This is a genomic window from Maribacter taeanensis (assembly GCF_047345145.1).
Lineage (GTDB): Bacteria > Bacteroidota > Bacteroidia > Flavobacteriales > Flavobacteriaceae > Maribacter_C.
On the sequence record NZ_JBLFER010000001.1, the window covers coordinates 1302567 to 1321273 of the forward strand.

Consider the following 18707-nt stretch of genomic DNA (forward strand, 5'->3'; position numbering starts at 1 on the left):
ACATTTGTGAATTGACTAGTACACTTTTGTTATGGCAGCCAACAAAAATCAAGAGATTGTAAAAAACGTTTTCACTACTTTTTTAGAGGAAAACGGGCACCGAAAAACACCCGAACGTTACGCCATACTTCAAGAAATTTATGATAGTGATGACCATTTTGATATAGAATCTCTCTACATCAACATGAAAAATAAAAACTATAGGGTAAGTAGAGCAACACTATATAATACCATAGAGCTTTTATTGGATTGTAAGTTGGTACGAAAGCATCAATTCGGAAAAAATCAAGCGCAATATGAAAAATCATACTTTGATCGGCAACATGATCATGTGATTTTAACCGATACCGGAGAAGTTATGGAATTTTGTGACCCTAGAATACAATCTATAAAAAAGACCATTGAGGAAGTTTTTGACATTAAAATAAATAATCATTCCCTCTATTTTTACGGCACGAAAAACAAAGAAAAAAATACAAACGACTAACCAAATATATTAATGGCAGTAGATTTATTGTTAGGCCTGCAATGGGGCGATGAAGGGAAAGGAAAAATTGTTGATGTACTTACCAAAGATTATGACATCATTGCCCGTTTTCAAGGTGGTCCTAATGCGGGGCATACTTTAGAATTTGATGGCATAAAGCATGTTTTGCACACAATTCCTTCAGGAATTTTTCACAAAAATGCCATGAATGTTGTTGGCAATGGAGTTGTTATAGACCCTGTGATTTTCAGAAAAGAACTGGTTGCTCTTGAAAAATTCAATCTAGATATTAATGCTATTCTTTTAATTTCAAGAAAGGCACATTTGATTTTGCCAACGCACCGTTTGTTGGATGCCGCTTCTGAGGCATCAAAAGGAAAAGCAAAAATTGGTTCTACCTTAAAAGGAATTGGCCCAACTTATATGGATAAAACTGGTAGAAACGGAATGCGTGTCGGTGATTTGGAACTTGATAATTGGAAAGAAAAATACAGAGCACTAGCTGATAAGCATGAGGCCATGATTGATTATTATAATGTTGATATTCAATATGACCTTCAGGATTTAGAAACTGAGTTTTTCGCATCTGTTGAAGAATTGAAAAAATTGACTTTTATAGATAGTGAAGAATACCTCTTTCAAGCACAAAAACAAGGAAAGAAAATATTAGCAGAAGGCGCTCAAGGTTCGTTACTAGATATTGATTTCGGAACATATCCGTTCGTAACATCATCAAATACAACTGCCGCCGGCGCTTGTACGGGTTTAGGAGTTGCCCCGAATCAAATTGGTGAAGTCAAGGGAATTTTTAAGGCTTACGCAACGCGAGTTGGTAGTGGCCCTTTCCCTACTGAATTATTTGATGAAGATGGTGAAACCATGGGACGCGTAGGAAATGAATTTGGTGCTACAACAGGCCGCCCAAGAAGATGTGGTTGGTTAGATTTAGTCGCTTTAAAATATGCTGTTCAAGTAAACGGAGTTACTGAATTAAACATGATGAAAGGTGATGTTTTGAGTGGATTCAAAAAACTAAAAGTTTGTACCGCCTACAAATACAAAGGTGAGACGATTACGCATCTCCCCTATAATATTGAAGCAGAAAATGTAACTCCAATATATTCAGAAATGGATGGTTGGTCTGAGGATTTGACCAAAATGACCTCAGCAGATGCATTTCCGAAGGAGCTCAATGCCTATATCGATTTCCTGGAGAAAGAGCTTGAAGTTCCAATTAAGATTGTTTCGGTGGGCCCTGATAGAACGCAAACAATTCATCGCTAAGACGTTTTACAATTTATACAAAGACCCACATTTATTTGTGGGTCTTTTTTTTGCGCTTACTTGAAGTCATTTACAAATGACATTTCGTTCGTAACAAATTGACAATGAATGCGTCCTATGCATGTAGTCCTACACTAATGTAGAAAGTTCAACCTAAGAAAGTAGTTTCTTATGAAAGCTATTACCAGAACAAAATACGGTCCTCCAGAGGTTTTAGAAGTTAAAGAAATTCCGAAACCAGTTCCTAATGACAATGAATTATTAGTTCGAGTACATGCCACCGCAGTAAATCGAACTGATTGTGGTATTCTAACGGGAAAACCCTATTTAATTCGAGCATTTGTAGGCTTGACAAAACCAAGACATTTAGTCCCTGGAACTGACTTTGCCGGTATAGTAGAAGTAATTGGTAAAAATGTTAGTGACTTTAAAGTTGGTGATCGTGTTTGGGGACTGCATGATGAGGGTTTGCAGTCTCAAGCCGAGTACATGACTATTCGCGCTATTAGGTCCGCTGCGAAAATTCCAGAAGGCTTTTCCTTTCAAGAAGTCGTGGCTTGTGCGGAAGGGGCACATTACGCGAATAACTTTATCAATAAGGTAAAAATCGATTCAAACACCAAAGTATTAGTAAATGGGGCAACAGGAGCAATAGGCTCCGCTGCGATCCAGCTTTTAAAATATTATGGAGCGACGGTCACCGCAGTGGGAAACACCAAAAACATGGATCTGGTAAAATCCTTGGGGCCGGACAAAACCATTGATTATCAGAAAGAAGATTTCACCAAAGATGATGAGAAGTATCATTTTATTTTTGATGCGGTTGGTAAAAGTTCCTTCCCGAAGTGTAAGCATTTGTTATTGCCAAAAGGAGTTTATATTTCTTCAGAATTAGGACCAAACGCTCAAAACCTCTACCTCCCATTAATTACCAAAATAAAAGGAGGAAAACGGGTCATCTTTCCTTTTCCAGTTAATTGTAAAAAAAGTATCGTTTTTATGTCAAAACTTTTATCCGAAGGAAAATTTAAACCCGTTATCGACAAGGTTTATCAACCAGAACAGATTGTTGAGGCCTATAATTATGTAACATCTGGACAAAAAACTGGAAATGTAATTGTTAACTTTAGTCCTACTAAGGCCTAAAAATGATTCAAAAGCTCGACCATACTGATGTGATTGTTGCACGAAAAATTAGAAGTGTTTTTCAAGTTTCCTATGCCGTTGAAGCAGATTTATTAAACGCAGTCGATTTCCCACCCCTGCAAAGAAGTCTTGCAAATTTCTTAAAAAGCGATACCGAGTTCTATGGATACTTTCAAAATGACGAACTAACCGCAGTAACCGAGATTAAAAGCGAAAATGAAAATACGCATATTCAAAGTCTAGTAGTTGATCCGTACTATTTTCGGAGGGGAATAGGTCAAAAATTGATTGCTTTTATTTTTAAATCTTATCGTTCGAATAGCTTCTCGGTTGAAACCGGACTTGCCAATCTTCCCGCCATATCCCTTTATAAAAAGTTAGGATTTACAGAAATAAAACAATGGGATACGGACCACGGTGTTCGTAAAATACGTTTAGAAAAACAAATATAGAGGCGTACGTGTGCAGATTGACTTTTTTCGCTAAATTGTAGTATGAAAAATATCAACCGAAGAAATTTCCTTAGAAAAACAACCTTAGCAGGTGCAGCGGTATCTATGAGCCCTATGCTAGCAAATAGTCCTTTGGGTTCAGAAAGGCCGTTTACCCATACCTATATGGGTGATTTTTCTGCTCCGAAACTTGAAACAGTTCGAGCCGCATTTATTGGCGTTGGAGCAAGAGGTCCTGGGCATTTACAATTTTTTGCTTCCTTACCAGGTACAGAAGTTGTTGCTGTTAGTGATCTCTATGAAGATTTGGCTAACAAATGGGCGGCAAAAGCCAAAGAAATTGGAAAAGGGAAACAACATAAAAAGATAGCAGTTTACCATGGAGATGAAAATGCTTGGAAAAAAATGCTCGATGAGGTTAAACCTGATATTGTTTTCATAGCTACCAATTGGAAAAATCATGCTCCAATGGCAATTGAAGCAATGAAAAAAGGAGCACATGCTTTTGTTGAAGTCCCCATTGCTTTGACTATTGAAGAAATGTGGGCTATAGTTGACACTTCTGAAAGTACAATGAAGCATTGTATGATGATGGAAAATGTGAATTACAGTCGCGATGAGTTGTTGTTTTTAAATATGTGCCGTCAAGGTGTTATTGGAGACCCCCTTCATGCTGAAGCTGCTTATATTCATGAGCTACGTTTTCAAATGGAAGAACAAGAGCGCGGAACTGGTTCATGGCGAACGCATCATTATGCAAATAGAAATGGTAACCTTTATCCGACTCATGGTTTAGGCCCTGTAGCACAGTATATGAATTTGGCTAGAACCGACGATAATTTTTCAAGCCTTGTTTCATTTTCGACACCCGCAATGGGGCGAAAGCTTTACGCAGAAAAAAATTATGCTGCAGACCATAAATGGAATCAATTAGATTATAAAGGTGGGGATATGAATACCACCATCATAAAAACAGATTTGGGTAGAACGGTTATGGTGCAATGGGATGAAACTAGTCCCCGCCCTTATTCTAGACTAAATCTAATTCAGGGCACAAAAGGGATTCTAGCGGGTTTTCCTACTCGCGTAGCATTAGAAGGTGGAGTTGAAGGAGCTACAAAGGACCATCATAGCTGGGTGCAAGGGGAGCAGCTTGAAATACTCTATAAAAAGTATGATCACCCGCTTTACAAAAGACTAAATCAAGCGACGAAAGATACCGGACATGGTGGCATGGACGGCATGATGATGTATCGTATCGTAGAGTGTCTTCAGAAAGGACTCCCAATTGATCAAAATGTTTATGAAGGTTGTTATTGGAGTGCTGTTAGCCCACTAAGTGAAGCCTCAGTTGCTCAGGGAGGTGCACCGCAGCAGTTTCCCGATTTTACCAGAGGAAAATGGAAAGAAACTCTACCTTTAGGAATTATTTCTTAGAGAAATAATATTAAAATAAGAGCCGCTTTATAGCGGCTTTTTTAGTTCTAACAACTATTAAATCTATCCTAATTCGATTTGCCCTGTGTTAAAAAAAGCTATTTTTGGGCAAAATTCAACACCATTGAAAAAGACGCTATTTCTAGTCTCATTTATTTTTTGCTCTGCTATTGGATTCTCTCAAACTTCAGTTCAAGAAACAGATACCACTGAAAGTAAAGAAATAAACATTGTGCATGGAGCTAACCTTACTAAGGATGAAGTTCAGTTTCCTGGAGCTTTTATATTTAGTAAAGATGATAGACAGGTTCAGTTTGAACACCAAGGAGCTGATTTATGGTGTGATGTAGCTGTTTTTTACAAACAGGAAAATCGGCTAAAAGCTATTGGTAATATCAGATTACAGCAAGGCGACTCTGTTACAATGACCAGCGGAAAAATGGACTACAACGGTGACACGAAGCTTGCTAAAGCTTATGAAAGTGTAGTGCTCGATAACAAAACATCAGAAGAGGGCAATATGATATTGACCACGGACACACTGCGCTTTGACCGCGAAAAACAACAAGCTTATTATCAAGATTTTGGAACCGTAGTCGATTCTGCAAACACTTTGACCAGTGAAATCGGAAAGTATTTCATGGAAACAAAAAAGTTTCAATTTTTAGATAGTGTGCATATTAAAAACCCACAATATATCTTAGATTCGGAACAGTTAGATTATTACCAAACTTCGAAGAATGCATACATGTATGGGCCTTCAACCATTACGGGTGAAACCTATAAAATTTATTGCGAACGGGGGTTTTATGACACCAGGATAGAAAGCGGTTATGGCATTAAAAATACACGAATCGATTATAACAATCGTATTATTGAAGGTGATAGTGTCTATTTCGACAAAGCAACCGAATTTGCGTCAGCTACCAATAACATTACAGTAACTGACACCATAAATAAGGGAATTATTCGGGCACATTATGCTGAAGTTTTTAAAGCGAAAGATTCTGTTTTTGCCACTAAAAGGGCAGTTGCGATAAGTCTTGTTGAACAAGATTCTCTTTACACCCACGGTGATACTTTAATGATAACAGGAAAACCCGATAATCGAATTCTTAGAGCCTTTAGAAACGCTAAATTTTTCAAAACCGATATGAGCGGTAAATGTGACTCAATTCACTCCGAACAAAAAACTGGAGTTACGCAATTGATTAAAAACCCAGTTCTATGGAATGGTGTAAATCAGATGACAGGTGATAGTATTCATATCATATCGAACGTAAAAACAGAACAATTAGATTCGCTAAAAGTATTGGATAATGCCTTTATTATTTCATTAGACAGCATCAGTAAAACTGGATACAATCAGGCTAAGGGTAAAGATCTGTTTGGAAAATTTAAAGAAAATGAGTTAAAGATTATTGACTTGGTCAAGAATACAGAAGTCATCTACTATATGTATAATGATGATCAAGAATTAATTGGCATTAATAAAACCATTTGCAGTTCAATTCGAATTACCATGGCCAATAATGATATAGAAGAGTTAACTTTTCGAACCCAGCCAGATGGTGAAATTTCTCCTGATAAAGACCTACCTCTAGAAGATAGAAGATTAAAAGGTTTTGTTTGGCGCGGTGAAGAACGAATATTAACCAAGGACGATATTTTTGACTACGATGATAATAATATAGAATTAGTCGTTATCCGAGGTATTGAAAACCCCATTGATATTGATGCAGAAGAAGAAGAACGCAGCAAAAACCCTGGTGACCCTGTGAACAATATCCCTATTCCTGAAGACGAATCTACGGAACCTAATAAACGTCCGAAAGTCAAAAAAGTTAAAGCTAACCAGTAACAGCACCAAAGTCTTTTTGAAGACTATGAAAGAGGACTTCCTAAAATACCAAGCACAGACTACGCCACACCCCTTGGCTATGGAAGTATCTCATGCCAAAGGAAGCTATATTTATGATTCCGAAGGGAACGCACATTTAGATTTTGTCGCTGGGGTTTCTGCATGTGGTTTGGGTCATTGTCACCCGAAAATTGTCGAAGCTATTCAAAAACAAACAGAAACATATATGCACGTTATGGTATATGGCGAGTTTGTACAGCGACCTGCTGTGGAATATACGAAGCTCTTGGCTTCACTCCTCCCTAGTCCATTAGAAACTACCTATTTGGTGAATTCAGGAACAGAAGCTATCGAAGGTGCAATGAAACTAGCAAGGCGCTATACAGGAAGATCAGAAATCATAGCGACACATCATGCTTACCACGGTAACACCATGGGAAGTTTAAGTATAATGGGCTACGAAGAACGAAAAAGTGCATTCAGACCTTTACTGCCTGATATTACTTTTATCCATTTCAATGCAGAGATAGAACTTTGGAAGATTACCAAAAAAACTGCGGCAGTAGTTTTGGAAACGATACAAGGTGGAGCAGGATTCATTCTTCCTAAAAACGATTATTTAAGAAAAGTACGGGAGCGATGCAGTGAGGTTGGAGCTTTGTTAATTTTGGATGAAATACAACCAGGATTTGGCCGTACTGGAAAACTTTTCGCATTTGAGCATTATAATTGTATTCCTGATATTTTAGTTTTGGGAAAGGGTATGGCCTCTGGACTTCCAGTAGGAGCCTTTACAGCCTCAAAAGAAATGATGGCATATTTGCAGGACGGTCCGAAGCTAGGTCATATAACAACCTTTGGTGGAAACCCTGTAATAGCAGCAGCAAGCTTAGCTACTTTAAAAGAACTAACGGAGACTGACTTAATTTCTAAGACTTTAGAGAAGGAAAAGCTGTTTCGAAAATTACTTCTACATAAGCACATAAAAGAAGTTCGTGGTAAAGGCTTGATGCTGGCGCTGATAATGAATGATGCTGAATTGAGCAATTACTTAGTGTTAGAATGTGCTAAAAATCACTTAATCTTATTCTGGTTGTTATTCGAGCCAAGGGCTGTTCGTATCTCCCCACCATTAACGATATCAATTAGCGAAATTAAAAAAGGTTGTGAGTTAATTCTTAATGCTCTTGACAGATACACACAATAATTTGTTAACTAATTTGTTGATAATATAGCCCATACCAAGATTTATTGGTACGCTCAAAACATTACTTTTAAATCCATAGAACAACCAAATCATTCCTATGGCGTTAGAATCTAACGAGAGACCCGGCAGACCCATAGCCAAGTTTGAATCTATGTTGAAGACAGATGATGTCTACTTCTTTGACGCAGAGGATTTCGAGGATATTATTCATCATTATTTAAACAACGGAAAGGTGGCTTTGGCCAAAAAAGCTATTAAAATTGGTCTACAACAACATCCTGATTCCATTCAACTAAAACTCTTAGATGTTGAAGTACTGGTTTTTGAAAATAACCTTGATGATGCCGAACAGCTTTTAGACAAATTACAACTTTTAGATAGTAGCAATGAAGAAATATATATTCAGCGGGCGAATATATACTCTAAAAAAGATAATCACGAAGCTGCGATTAACTTGCTATATAAGGCACTCGATCTTACTGATAATGGGTATGACATTCACTCGCTTTTAGGAATGGAGTACCTCTTCATGGATGATTTTCAAATGGCTAAAAAGAGTTTTATGAAATGTGTATCCTTTGATGAGCATGACTACTCTTCGCTATACAATGTGATTTATTGTTTTGAATTTTTAGAAGATTTTGACGGAGCAATTTATTATCTCAATGATTATTTAGATCGTAATCCGTACTGTGAGGTGGCATGGCACCAATTAGGCAAGCAATATTTTGAAAAAAGATTGTACCCAGAAGCCCTTACTGCTTATGACTTTGCGATTATTTCTGACGATACTTTCATGGGAGCCTATTTCGAAAAAGGCAAAGTTTTGGAAAAAATGGGTAAATATCTCGATGCGATTGAAAACTATGAAACTACAATAGAAATTGAAGACCCAACCTCTCATGCCTATTTGCGTATTGGCAAATGCTATGAAATGTTGAATAATAATGAAATGGCTAAGTATTACTATTACCAAACAGTTCATGAAGATCCGCTTCTTGATAAAGGATGGTTAGCCATTACCGATTTCTATTACAAAAAGAGAAATTACGAAAAAGCATTTTATTATATTAACAAGGCACTTAATATTGACGGGGAGAATCCGCTGTATTGGAAAAAATGCGCTAAGATAAACGCTGCTCTAAAAAAATATGATCAAGCTGATTACGCCTATAAGCAAGCGGTAGATTTAGGTAACTATGAACTTACTACATGGTTAAAATGGGCAGAAGTTGCGCAACTTAACAATGATCTTAATTCAGCAATACAAATCCTTGCGCAAGGAAGAGAATTTTATCCAGAAAGTGCAAGGTTACAATATAAAATGGCTGGTTTTCATTTGTTAGGTGACGACCCAATTAATGCACGAATCGTATTAATTGACGCCTTGAAAAATGATATTGAAAAACTATTCTTTTTCGAAGAAGAATTCCCTCAATTTGCAGCCACTGAATGGACTCTTAACATTATAGCGGATATCAAAAAGGCTTCCAATTAAAAGACTTATTTTTGCCTTTTAAATTATGGAAAACCGAAATTTACTCCAATATTTTATCATAACTCTTAAGGGAATAGCGATGGGCGCCGCTGATGTTGTGCCCGGAGTTTCAGGTGGAACAATTGCCTTTATTTCTGGAATTTACGAAGAGTTAGTCAGCTCAATAAACAATATCAACCTTTCCCTTTTTCAAACTTTACGCAAAGTGGGGTTCAAAGCAGCTTGGAAACAACTCAATGGCAATTTTCTGTTGGCGCTTTTTCTAGGAATTTTCATTAGCCTTTTTTCTCTTGCAACCTTAGTCAGTTGGCTATTAGAAAACCAACCCATAATGCTATGGTCCTTCTTTTTTGGTTTGGTGGCTGCAAGTATATTTTTTGTTGGTAAAGCCATTGAAAAATGGAGTTTCATTACCATAATAGCTCTTATTATTGGCGCTGCGATTGCATACTTCATTACCACATTACCGCCTAACGAAAATATTGATAGTCTTCCTTATTTATTTTTATCTGGGGCTATTGCGGTTTGTGCAATGATTCTTCCCGGAATTTCAGGAGCATTTATACTTGTGCTTCTAGGATCCTATAAAACCATTTTAGACGCGGTACATGAAAGAGATATCAAAATTGTTCTTACTGTAGCCCTCGGAGCCATTTTCGGACTTTTAAGCTTTGCGCGACTTCTTAAGTGGATGTTCAAACATTATAAAAATTTGACCTTAGCAGTTCTTACTGGTTTTATACTGGGGTCATTACCTAAAATTTGGCCCTGGAAGAAAGTGTTAGAAACTAAAACTTTTGGTGAGAAGATAATTCCTATCTCAGAAGAGAATATTTCCCCGTTCGCCTTTGAAGGTGATAATCAACTATTATTTGCAGTTGTGCTAGCCATCGTCGGTTTTTCCCTTATTTTTATATTAGAAAAGGTAGCTTCAAAAGAATAAGCGCGCTCCCTCATGAATGAAACGCGGTCACTTAGCGACAAGTTTTTTCTGGTCATCAAAGGCCTTTGTATGGGCGCGGCCAATAAAGTACCTGGAGTCTCTGGAGGTATCGTCGCATTTGTTGGAGGTTTCTACGAAGAGTTCATTTATTCGCTTCAAAAAATAAATGGTAATGCCTTCAAACTTCTTTTCAGCGGTAGGTTCAAAAGCTTTTATCGCTATGTCAACGGAGCTTTTCTATCGCTCTTAATTTTCGGAATGTTGGTTAGTTACTTTAGTGTTTCTAAAGTTCTTGACTATTTTTTAGAACGAAATGAACTTTTTGTTTGGGCTGCTTTCTTCGGAATGATTTTAGGTTCTATTTATTACATAAGTAAAGATTTTGATCATTGGAGCAAACGAACAATTACTGCGGGTATAATAGGTTTGATCATTGGAATTTCCATAAGCTTTTTAAGTCCAGCCAGAGAAAATGATAACCTATTTTTTATTTTTATCTGCGGAATTATTAGCGTATCTGGTATGACTTTACCTGGATTGTCAGGATCGTTTATTCTAATCCTTTTAGGCAATTATGTCTTGCTTTTAGTAGATTCTGTAAACGCACTATATGACACCGGAGCTGAATTAATAGTTGGTGATTTTAGCTTTACTGAAAATCAAGAACGATTAGACACCCTAAAAATACTTGCCGTTTTTACGACAGGCTCGGCCGTAGGGCTTGTAAGCCTATCACATCTTTTAAGCTATGTTTTAAAGCATTTCAGGCACATTACAACTGCAGTTATTATTGGTTTTATCACAGGTTCATTGGGAGTTGTTTGGCCTTGGAAAAAAACGATTTACAAAACAGATGCTTCTGGAGAAGTACTTTTTGCTTCTAACGGAAAAGAGATTGTTCGTAACTACGAAAGATATTTTCCAGATTTTGGGAGTTCTGAAACTTGGTGGGCTATATTTTTTGTTTTCGTAGGAATAAGTATTTTATTGGGATTGGATTGGTATGGAAAAAGAAGGAAACAAAAAAGTTAAGTTTGGGTTAGTTGGAAAGGATATTTCTTATTCTTTCTCGCGAGGATACTTCTCTAAAAAATTCAAGGAACTAGGTCTTGATGACCATTCATATGTAAATTTTGATCTTCAAAAAATCGAGGCTTTCAAAGACCTTATTCCTGAGAATCCTGAAATAAAAGGAATGAACGTTACTATTCCTTATAAAGAAGAAGTTATTCCTTTTCTCACCAAATTAGATTCTAAGGCCAAGAGAATTGGAGCGGTAAATACTATCAAAGTAAATAAAGGAGAACTCACCGGATATAACACAGATATTTACGGGTTTCAAAAATCCATAGAACCCTTCCTAAAAAAGCATCACAACAAAGCCTTGATTTTAGGAACAGGTGGAGCTTCTAAAGCTATTGCCTTTGTTTTTGAAGAACTAGAAATCCCTTATAAATTCGTTTCAAGAAATCCAAAAGAAAATCAGCTTTCATATCGCGATTTAAATAACTACATACTTAAAGAGTACACTATTTTAGTGAATTCTACTCCTGTGGGTACACATCCTAATATTAATCAAAAACCTGACATTCCATATCACCATATATCTAAGAAGCACTTGCTCTTCGATTTAATCTACAATCCCGATAAAACTGCATTTTTAATAACAGGAGAATCGCAAGGAGCAGCTATCTGCAATGGTCATCAAATGTTAGAATTGCAAGCTGAAAAATCATGGGAAATTTGGAACAGTTAGCTGTTTAGATCATCTCAAATATGATATGCTAGTCTAGTAGCTCATGTGCTCGATAACACTTTAAACACAGGTATTCATTAGCAAAGAAGTCCATTAAATTTTTGCCGTTAGCGAGGTTGTTACTATATTACATTAGCAATCTTTTTGCACTAACTAAATATTTCAAATGCCCGAGGAGAAAGAACAAGAACTACAAGAACAAGTAGTAGAAAATGTTGATGTAGAAGCAACTGAAAAAACACCTTCTGAGAACGAAGGTCCCATTGAGGTGGCTAAGAGTGAAGTGGTTCAAAACACAGAGAGTTCAGAGAAAAATGACTTATCAGAAAAAGACGACTCTGAAGAAGAGGAAGAAGCAGTTATAGAAGAAATTGATGAGAACAATGCCGAAGATGCAGAGGATTCTGATAATCATCACAGACACCAAATTCCTATACTAGACTATCATTCAATGTCTATCGAAAATTTGACTGGAGAGTTGCAAAGACTAGTCAAAAACGAAAAAGTTCAGGCGATAAAAAAGCATGTTGATGGTATAAAACATGAATTCGACTTAAAATTTCAAGAATTCATCGATCATAAAAAAGAGGACTTTATAGCAAAAGGAGGTAATGAGATTGATTTCAGATACAATTCTATTACTAAAAAACAATTCAATGAGGTCTATTCAGAATATCGAGAAAAGCGTAATCAATATTACAAAAGCCTTGAAAAAAGTTTAAATGAAAACCTAGCAGATCGTCTTGAGCTTATTGAAGAGCTAAAGGGTTTGATAAATGTTGAGGAGGACATTAACACTACTTACAAGAATTTTAAAGACCTACAAGAGCGCTGGCGTAATGCTGGGCCCATACCTAGAACACATTACAATAATGTATGGAAGACCTATCACCATCACATCGAGATTTTTTATGATTTTCTTCATTTGAATAGAGAATTACGTGATCTTGATTTTAAGCACAATCTTGAAGAAAAGCAAAAACTTGTTGTTAAAGCCCAAGCATTGGCTGAGGAGCCCGATTTAGGTAAGGCATTTCGAGAACTTCAAACACTCCATAAAATATGGAAGGAAGACATTGGACCGGTAGGAAAAGAACATCGAGAACAAATTTGGGAGCTTTTTAGTGATGCAACAAAAGTACTGCACCAGAGAAGGCAAGATTATTACAAAGATCTTGATAAAGTCCATGAACAAAATTTGGTTAAAAAACGAGAAATAATTGCTGCAATAGCAGACATATCAACCAAGGTTTCAAATAACCACAAAGCACTTCAAGAACAAATGAAGGAAATTGAGACCCTTCGAAATTCGTTTTTTAAAGCAGGTAAAGTCCCTCAAAAGGTAAATGAAAAAACTTGGTCTGAATTTAAAGAAGCAGTTCGACAGTTTAATCGCAATAAAAATGCATTTTATAAGAACCTAAAGAAAGACCAACAAGATAACCTCGATAAAAAGAGAGAACTCTTGAATTTGGCCATAGGTCTTAAAGATAGCGATGACTGGGATGTTGCTACTCAAGAAATGAAGCGCATACAAAGCGAATGGAAGAAAATTGGACATGTTCCTCGTAAATATTCAGATAAAATCTGGAAAGAGTTTAAAAGCGCATGCAATCATTATTTTGACAGACTACATGCTCTTAAAAATGCTGCCAACAAGGAGGAAGTTGAAAATCTTACCAAAAAAGAAGCTTGCTTAGAACGATTAAAAGAGTTTCGTCTTTCTGGTGAACGCAATACCGACATTAAGGCCATAAAAGGTTTTATTGAAGAATGGAAAGGTATTGGAAGGGTTCCTTTTAACAAAAAGAACATTACGCAAAAGTTCAATAAAATACTAGATGCTATCTTCAAAAAACTTGATGTTAGTAGACAGGAATCAGAGCTCCTTAAATATGGTAACAAGATTCAACAACTTGCCAATGCAGATAATGAAAGAGCTATTTCAAACGAACGTACTTTTATTCGAAGAAAGATTGAGGAGAGTAAAACTGAGATCCGCCAGTTAGAAAATAACCTACAGTTCTTCTCTAATGCTTCAGAGGATAACCCACTAGTCAAGGATGTAATAAAACGTGTTGAAACCCATAAGCAGTCTTTGGAAACATGGAAAGCAAAGTTGAAGAATCTTAATATCATGGAGAACAACTTAAACAAAGAAGCAGTAGAAGAAAATGAAGCAAAAGCAAGTTCAGAAGAAGAATAAAACTTAGTATTTCTAAAATAAAGAGAGCTAGGCGATTACCTAGCTCTTTTTATTATACAATAAAATTCTTCTTTTTATTTCGCTACATTCACAGCTCTAGTCTCGCGAATCACGGTAACCTTGACTTGACCAGGGTAGGTCATATCGGTCTGAATTTTTTGAGATATTTCAAAAGACAACTCTGCAGCCTTATCATCACTAACCTTCTCACTTTCTACAATCACACGAAGTTCTCTACCAGCTTGAATAGCATATGCCTTTTGAACACCAGGAAAGTTAAAAGCGACTTCTTCGAGGTCTTTCAAACGTTGTATATATGAATCCATCACCTGGCGTCTTGCTCCTGGTCTGGCGCCGCTTATCGCATCACAAACTTGAACTATAGGTGAAATCAATGTTTTCATTTCTATTTCATCATGGTGGGCGCCAATAGCATTACATACATCTGGTTTTTCACCATATTTTTCCGCCCATTGCATACCTAAGATTGCGTGTGGAGTTTCTACCTCCGCCTCGGTATTTGGCACTTTACCGATATCATGAAGTAGACCTGCTCTTTTAGCAACTTTAGCATTTAGGCCCATTTCTGCAGCCATCACACCACAGAGTTTAGCAACCTCTCTTGAATGCTGAAGAAGGTTTTGCCCGTATGAAGAGCGATACTTCATTCTACCAACTGCCTTTATCAACTCAGGGTGTAATCCATGAATTCCCAAATCAATTATTGTACGTTTTCCTATATCTACGATCTCTGATTCTATTTGCTTCTCTGTTTTTTTGACAATCTCTTCAATTCGCGCAGGGTGAATTCTTCCGTCAGTAACCAACTTATGCAAAGACAAACGTGCAATTTCTCTTCGAACTGAATCAAAACAAGATAATATAATCGCATCAGGCGTATCATCAACTATGATTTCAACTCCCGTGGCAGATTCTAAGGCCCGAATGTTTCTACCCTCACGACCAATAATCCGACCTTTCACATCGTCAGATTCTAAATTAAATACAGAAACACAATTTTCAACTGCTTCTTCTGTACCTATTCGTTGTATGGTATTTATAACTATTTTACGGGCTTCTTGTTGCGCGGTGAGTTTCGCTTCCTCCATTGTCGTTTGCAAGTAAGCCATCGCGTCTGACTTCGCAGTTTCTTTGAGCGACTCCATTAGTTGTCCCTTAGCATCTTCAGCAGAAAGTCCTGATATTACCTCCAATTGTTGTACTTGACTTTTATGAAGTTTTTCTAGCTCTCCCTGCTTCTTTTCATAAAACTCAGCTTTCTTTTCTACATCTTTTAATTTATTTTCTAGCTGCTGATTTTGGTTTTTAGCTTTTGCCAATTCGCTACTAATCTGAGATTCTTTATCTCTAGTGCGTTTCTCGGCTTCAGCCATTTTCTTATCCTTACCAATAATAACTTTTTCATGCTCTGCCTTAAGCTCTAAGAACTTTTCCTTCGCCTGAAATATTTTATCTTTCTTGATATTTTCTCCGTCAGTTTTAGCTGCCTTGAGTATAGCTTCTGCTTCTCGCTTGGCATTTGCTGTAGTCTTCGAGGCTTTTCCCTTTTCCATGAACTTCGCAATCACAAATCCAATTACGAGTCCTATTACAGCCCCTATTATTCCAGTTGTTATATCCATAGTTAGTATAGTTAAATTATAAAAAAAGCCCACATTGGAGAAGTTTTGTACAAACTCCTATAAACAGGTTTAGGGCTAACAGACTACTCAAGGTTCCTTGTACGAGCAAGGCATTCTTTTATAATCTAAACTCACCCTTTTTAATCAAATTAATGTTGAGTTTGTCAAAAATTATTACCAATGTGGGCAGTAACTTTATGCTATTTTAAAGAACTTATTTTATGCTAAGCTTAGAATTCACCAACTCATCTAACGCTTTTAAACGCTCAATCGATTCACTGGTATCTTCTGATTGATCGATGCCTTTCTGTTCTATTTTAGATGCAAATTGCAAGGCACACATGGCCAATACATCTTGTTTATCTCGAACGGCATAACTCTGTTCAAATTTTTTAGCCAGTTGCTCAATGTTTTTAGCCGCTTTCCTCAAACCTTCTTCTTGCGAAGGGTCAATCGTCAAAGGGTAAATTCTATCAGCGATAGAAAGCTTTATCTTGAGTTTTTCTGACATCTTATTTTAAACATTATTCGGCGAGTTGAGCTATACAATGGTCTAACTCCCTGATCAATGTGTTTATTTTAAGCTTTGCTTCTGTTTTGTTTGTATTACTGCCCAACATCGAGTTTGCAAGTTTTAGTGAATTGTACTTTTCTTCCCACTCTGAAACTAGTTTCTGAGAATTGTCTTTATTCTCTCTTGTGGCAATCAATTCATTCTCTAATTTATCGTTAGTCTCCTGTAAGAGCTCTAATTTATGTAGCAACTTACTGACTTTATTCTCAAGAGAATCAACTATTTTAACCAATTCACTCATACGTAAAACTCAATGCGTTTTACACAAAGTTAACATACCTCAAAGGACTTAGCAATACTTTTTTCAATTATTCTTGAAGTAATACTTTAATGTATTAAAAATCGTTAGTTAGCTATTAGGGGCCCTCTTAAAAACTATATTTTTTTTGAATTGAATGCCACTATTTATGTTCATCTGCTTAATTTTATACATTTTAGCTTGTATTGAATTTTCATTTATTGATTTAATAGAAAGCTTTAAAAATGATTTACCCCATTTATACCAACCTATTCTACTATGATAAAGAAAGTTTTTTTTATATGGATTTTACTTGTCTCCTTATATACTTCCGCACAGGGAAATTATCCAAAAGACGTTTTTAGACCTCCGTTGGACATTCCTTTAATATTGGCCGGTACTTTTGGTGAATTAAGGTCTAATCACTTTCATGGCGGTATTGATATTAAAACACAACAAAGGCAGGGTCTTCCAGTTTATGCAATTGGTGATGGAACAATTACCAGGATAAAAGTATCGCTATATGGCTACGGTAAGGTACTTTATGTTGCACATCCGAATGGATATACATCCGTTTACGGACACCTTCAAAAATTTGGTCCTGAAATTCAAGAGTACGTTAAAAAGATTCAATATCAGAAAAAAGCCTATGAAATCGAGGTTTTTCCAGACTACGGTGAGCTAAAATTAGAAAAGGGGCAAATCATTGCCTACAGCGGTAATACAGGAGGGTCATCAGGCCCTCATCTTCATTTTGAAATCCGCAGCAGCATTACAGAAAAACCTACAAATCCTTTGCTATATGGTTACGAAGTGAGAGATGCTACCAATCCTGTTTTAGATAAGTTGTTTGCATATCCTCTCTCTAAAGAAGCACAGGTAAACCAGAGTAATGATAAAGTCGAACTCAACTTTTCAAAACAAAAAGATGGTACTTTCCTTGCCGACAAGGTTATTGCAAGTGGTGCTATCGGTTTTGGATTTTTAGGCTATGACCGACAAGATATGGCCGCCAATAAAAATGGTATTTACTCTGTTCAACTTCTTCTAAATGGTAATGTCTATGTAGACTATGATTTCGAAACCTTCGCGTTTAAGGAAACTAGATACATCAATACGCTTATTGACTATGAGCATTATGGCAAATACCGCCAAAAAATACAACAGTGCTTCTTAACCCCAGGAAATAAACTCAAAATTTATAATGTCATAAAAAATGAAGGTAAAATTTCCGTAAAAGAAGGCCTAAGCTATTCGATAGAATTACTTCTGAAAGACCTAGAAGGAAATTTGACAAAAGCAATTATACCCTTAGAAGGAAAAAAAGAACCTATCAAAATTAAAAAAGAGATCGTAAAAACTGACAACTACGTCATTGCAAAAAAACCCAATAATTACGATTTAGGAGGGGCTAAAGTATATTTTCCTTCTAATACCTTTTATAAAGACTTTTACGTCGATCTAAAAAAAGATAATGATACGGTAACTATTCACAATAGTAGAGTGCCTGTTCATCGCAATTTTACGTTAACTTTTGATACTTCCAAATATTCAAAAGAGGAACGAAAACAACTGTTAATAGCCCGATTAGATAAAAAACTAAAGCCAAACTATGCAACTACCTATAAGAGAGGAAACACCTTTACTACGAAAACTAGAAATCTAGGCACCTATACCTTAGTAAAAGATACCATCGCCCCAAAAGTTCGCGCCAAAAACTTTAAAGAAAAGCAATGGCTGAATAATTATAGCTACCTCAGCCTTCAGATCTCAGACGACCTAAGTGGTATAGACACCTATTCTGCAACACTAAATGGAGAATGGATTCTTATGGAATATGAATCAAAGAAAAACACCTTAACTTACAACTTTGATGACAAGATTTTAAACCAAAAGCATTGCGAGCTTGTTGTTGTTGTAACTGACAATGTGGGAAACAGCACAACCTTTACCAGTTCGTTCTATAGAAAATAAT

General features: G+C 36.5%; 16 protein-coding genes and 1 other RNA gene. 13 read left to right on the forward strand and 4 right to left on the reverse strand.

Features of this window, described 5'->3' with window-relative positions; all coding sequences use genetic code 11:
• Positions 1–31: 31 nt before the first annotated feature.
• The 12 genes from ACKWCD_RS05685 (at position 32) to ACKWCD_RS05740 (ending at position 14277) form a co-directional block, all read left to right on the forward strand.
• Positions 32–487, forward strand: coding sequence for a Fur family transcriptional regulator (locus ACKWCD_RS05685; protein WP_413982965.1), 456 nt, complete (start codon positions 32–34; stop codon positions 485–487).
• Positions 488–499: 12 nt separating this feature from the next.
• Entirely contained in the window at positions 500–1771 is a 1272-nt protein-coding gene (locus tag ACKWCD_RS05690) for an adenylosuccinate synthase (protein ID WP_413982966.1), read from the forward strand.
• Between the two features lie 171 nt (positions 1772–1942).
• Complete coding sequence (locus tag ACKWCD_RS05695; protein ID WP_413982967.1) at positions 1943–2917, forward strand: NAD(P)-dependent alcohol dehydrogenase; 975 nt, start codon at positions 1943–1945, stop codon at positions 2915–2917.
• Positions 2918–2919: 2 nt separating this feature from the next.
• On the forward strand, positions 2920–3369 hold the full coding sequence (locus tag ACKWCD_RS05700) for a GNAT family N-acetyltransferase (RefSeq protein ID WP_413982968.1): 450 nt from the start codon (positions 2920–2922) through the stop codon (positions 3367–3369).
• Between the two features lie 42 nt (positions 3370–3411).
• On the forward strand, positions 3412–4806 hold the full coding sequence (locus ACKWCD_RS05705) for a Gfo/Idh/MocA family protein (RefSeq protein WP_413982969.1): 1395 nt from the start codon (positions 3412–3414) through the stop codon (positions 4804–4806).
• Positions 4807–4975: 169 nt separating this feature from the next.
• A complete protein-coding gene (locus ACKWCD_RS05710; RefSeq protein WP_413983012.1) occupies positions 4976–6667 on the forward strand; it encodes an OstA-like protein in 1692 nt (563 codons plus the stop codon).
• Positions 6668–6692: 25 nt separating this feature from the next.
• Entirely contained in the window at positions 6693–7874 is a 1182-nt protein-coding gene (locus ACKWCD_RS05715) for an aspartate aminotransferase family protein (RefSeq protein ID WP_413982970.1), read from the forward strand.
• Positions 7875–7971: 97 nt separating this feature from the next.
• On the forward strand, positions 7972–9372 hold the full coding sequence (locus ACKWCD_RS05720; RefSeq protein WP_413982971.1) for a tetratricopeptide repeat protein: 1401 nt from the start codon (positions 7972–7974) through the stop codon (positions 9370–9372).
• 25 nt (positions 9373–9397) lie between these two features.
• Positions 9398–10315, forward strand: coding sequence for a polyprenyl-phosphate transporter (locus tag ACKWCD_RS05725; protein ID WP_413982972.1), 918 nt, complete (start codon positions 9398–9400; stop codon positions 10313–10315).
• A 12-nt stretch (positions 10316–10327) separates the two neighbouring features.
• On the forward strand, positions 10328–11347 hold the full coding sequence (locus ACKWCD_RS05730) for a DUF368 domain-containing protein (RefSeq protein ID WP_413982973.1): 1020 nt from the start codon (positions 10328–10330) through the stop codon (positions 11345–11347).
• Entirely contained in the window at positions 11319–12071 is a 753-nt protein-coding gene (locus ACKWCD_RS05735; protein ID WP_413982974.1) for a shikimate dehydrogenase family protein, read from the forward strand. Before ACKWCD_RS05730 ends, ACKWCD_RS05735 begins: the two co-directional genes overlap by 29 nt.
• Before the next feature lie 166 nt (positions 12072–12237).
• Positions 12238–14277: a DUF349 domain-containing protein gene (locus tag ACKWCD_RS05740; protein ID WP_413982975.1), complete on the forward strand. Its 2040-nt coding sequence runs from the start codon at positions 12238–12240 to the stop codon at positions 14275–14277.
• Positions 14278–14351: 74 nt separating this feature from the next.
• Here the strand turns inward: ACKWCD_RS05740 and rny are convergent, their stop codons facing one another.
• The 4 genes from rny to ACKWCD_RS05760 form a co-directional block, all read right to left on the reverse strand.
• Positions 14352–15920 (reverse strand): ribonuclease Y, encoded by a 1569-nt coding sequence (rny, locus tag ACKWCD_RS05745; protein WP_413982976.1) that lies wholly within the window; start codon positions 15918–15920, stop codon positions 14352–14354.
• Positions 15921–15971: 51 nt separating this feature from the next.
• Positions 15972–16081, reverse strand: a non-coding RNA gene (ssrS, locus tag ACKWCD_RS05750) — 6S RNA.
• Positions 16082–16134: 53 nt separating this feature from the next.
• Positions 16135–16431, reverse strand: coding sequence for a cell division protein ZapA (locus ACKWCD_RS05755; protein ID WP_413982977.1), 297 nt, complete (start codon positions 16429–16431; stop codon positions 16135–16137).
• 13 nt (positions 16432–16444) lie between these two features.
• Positions 16445–16735, reverse strand: coding sequence for a hypothetical protein (locus ACKWCD_RS05760; protein WP_413982978.1), 291 nt, complete (start codon positions 16733–16735; stop codon positions 16445–16447).
• A 276-nt stretch (positions 16736–17011) separates the two neighbouring features.
• Here ACKWCD_RS05760 and ACKWCD_RS05765 point away from each other — a divergent pair, with 276 nt between their 5' ends.
• Positions 17012–18706, forward strand: a complete 1695-nt coding sequence (locus tag ACKWCD_RS05765) for a M23 family metallopeptidase (protein ID WP_413982979.1) — start codon at positions 17012–17014, stop codon at positions 18704–18706.
• Position 18707 lies beyond the last annotated feature (1 nt).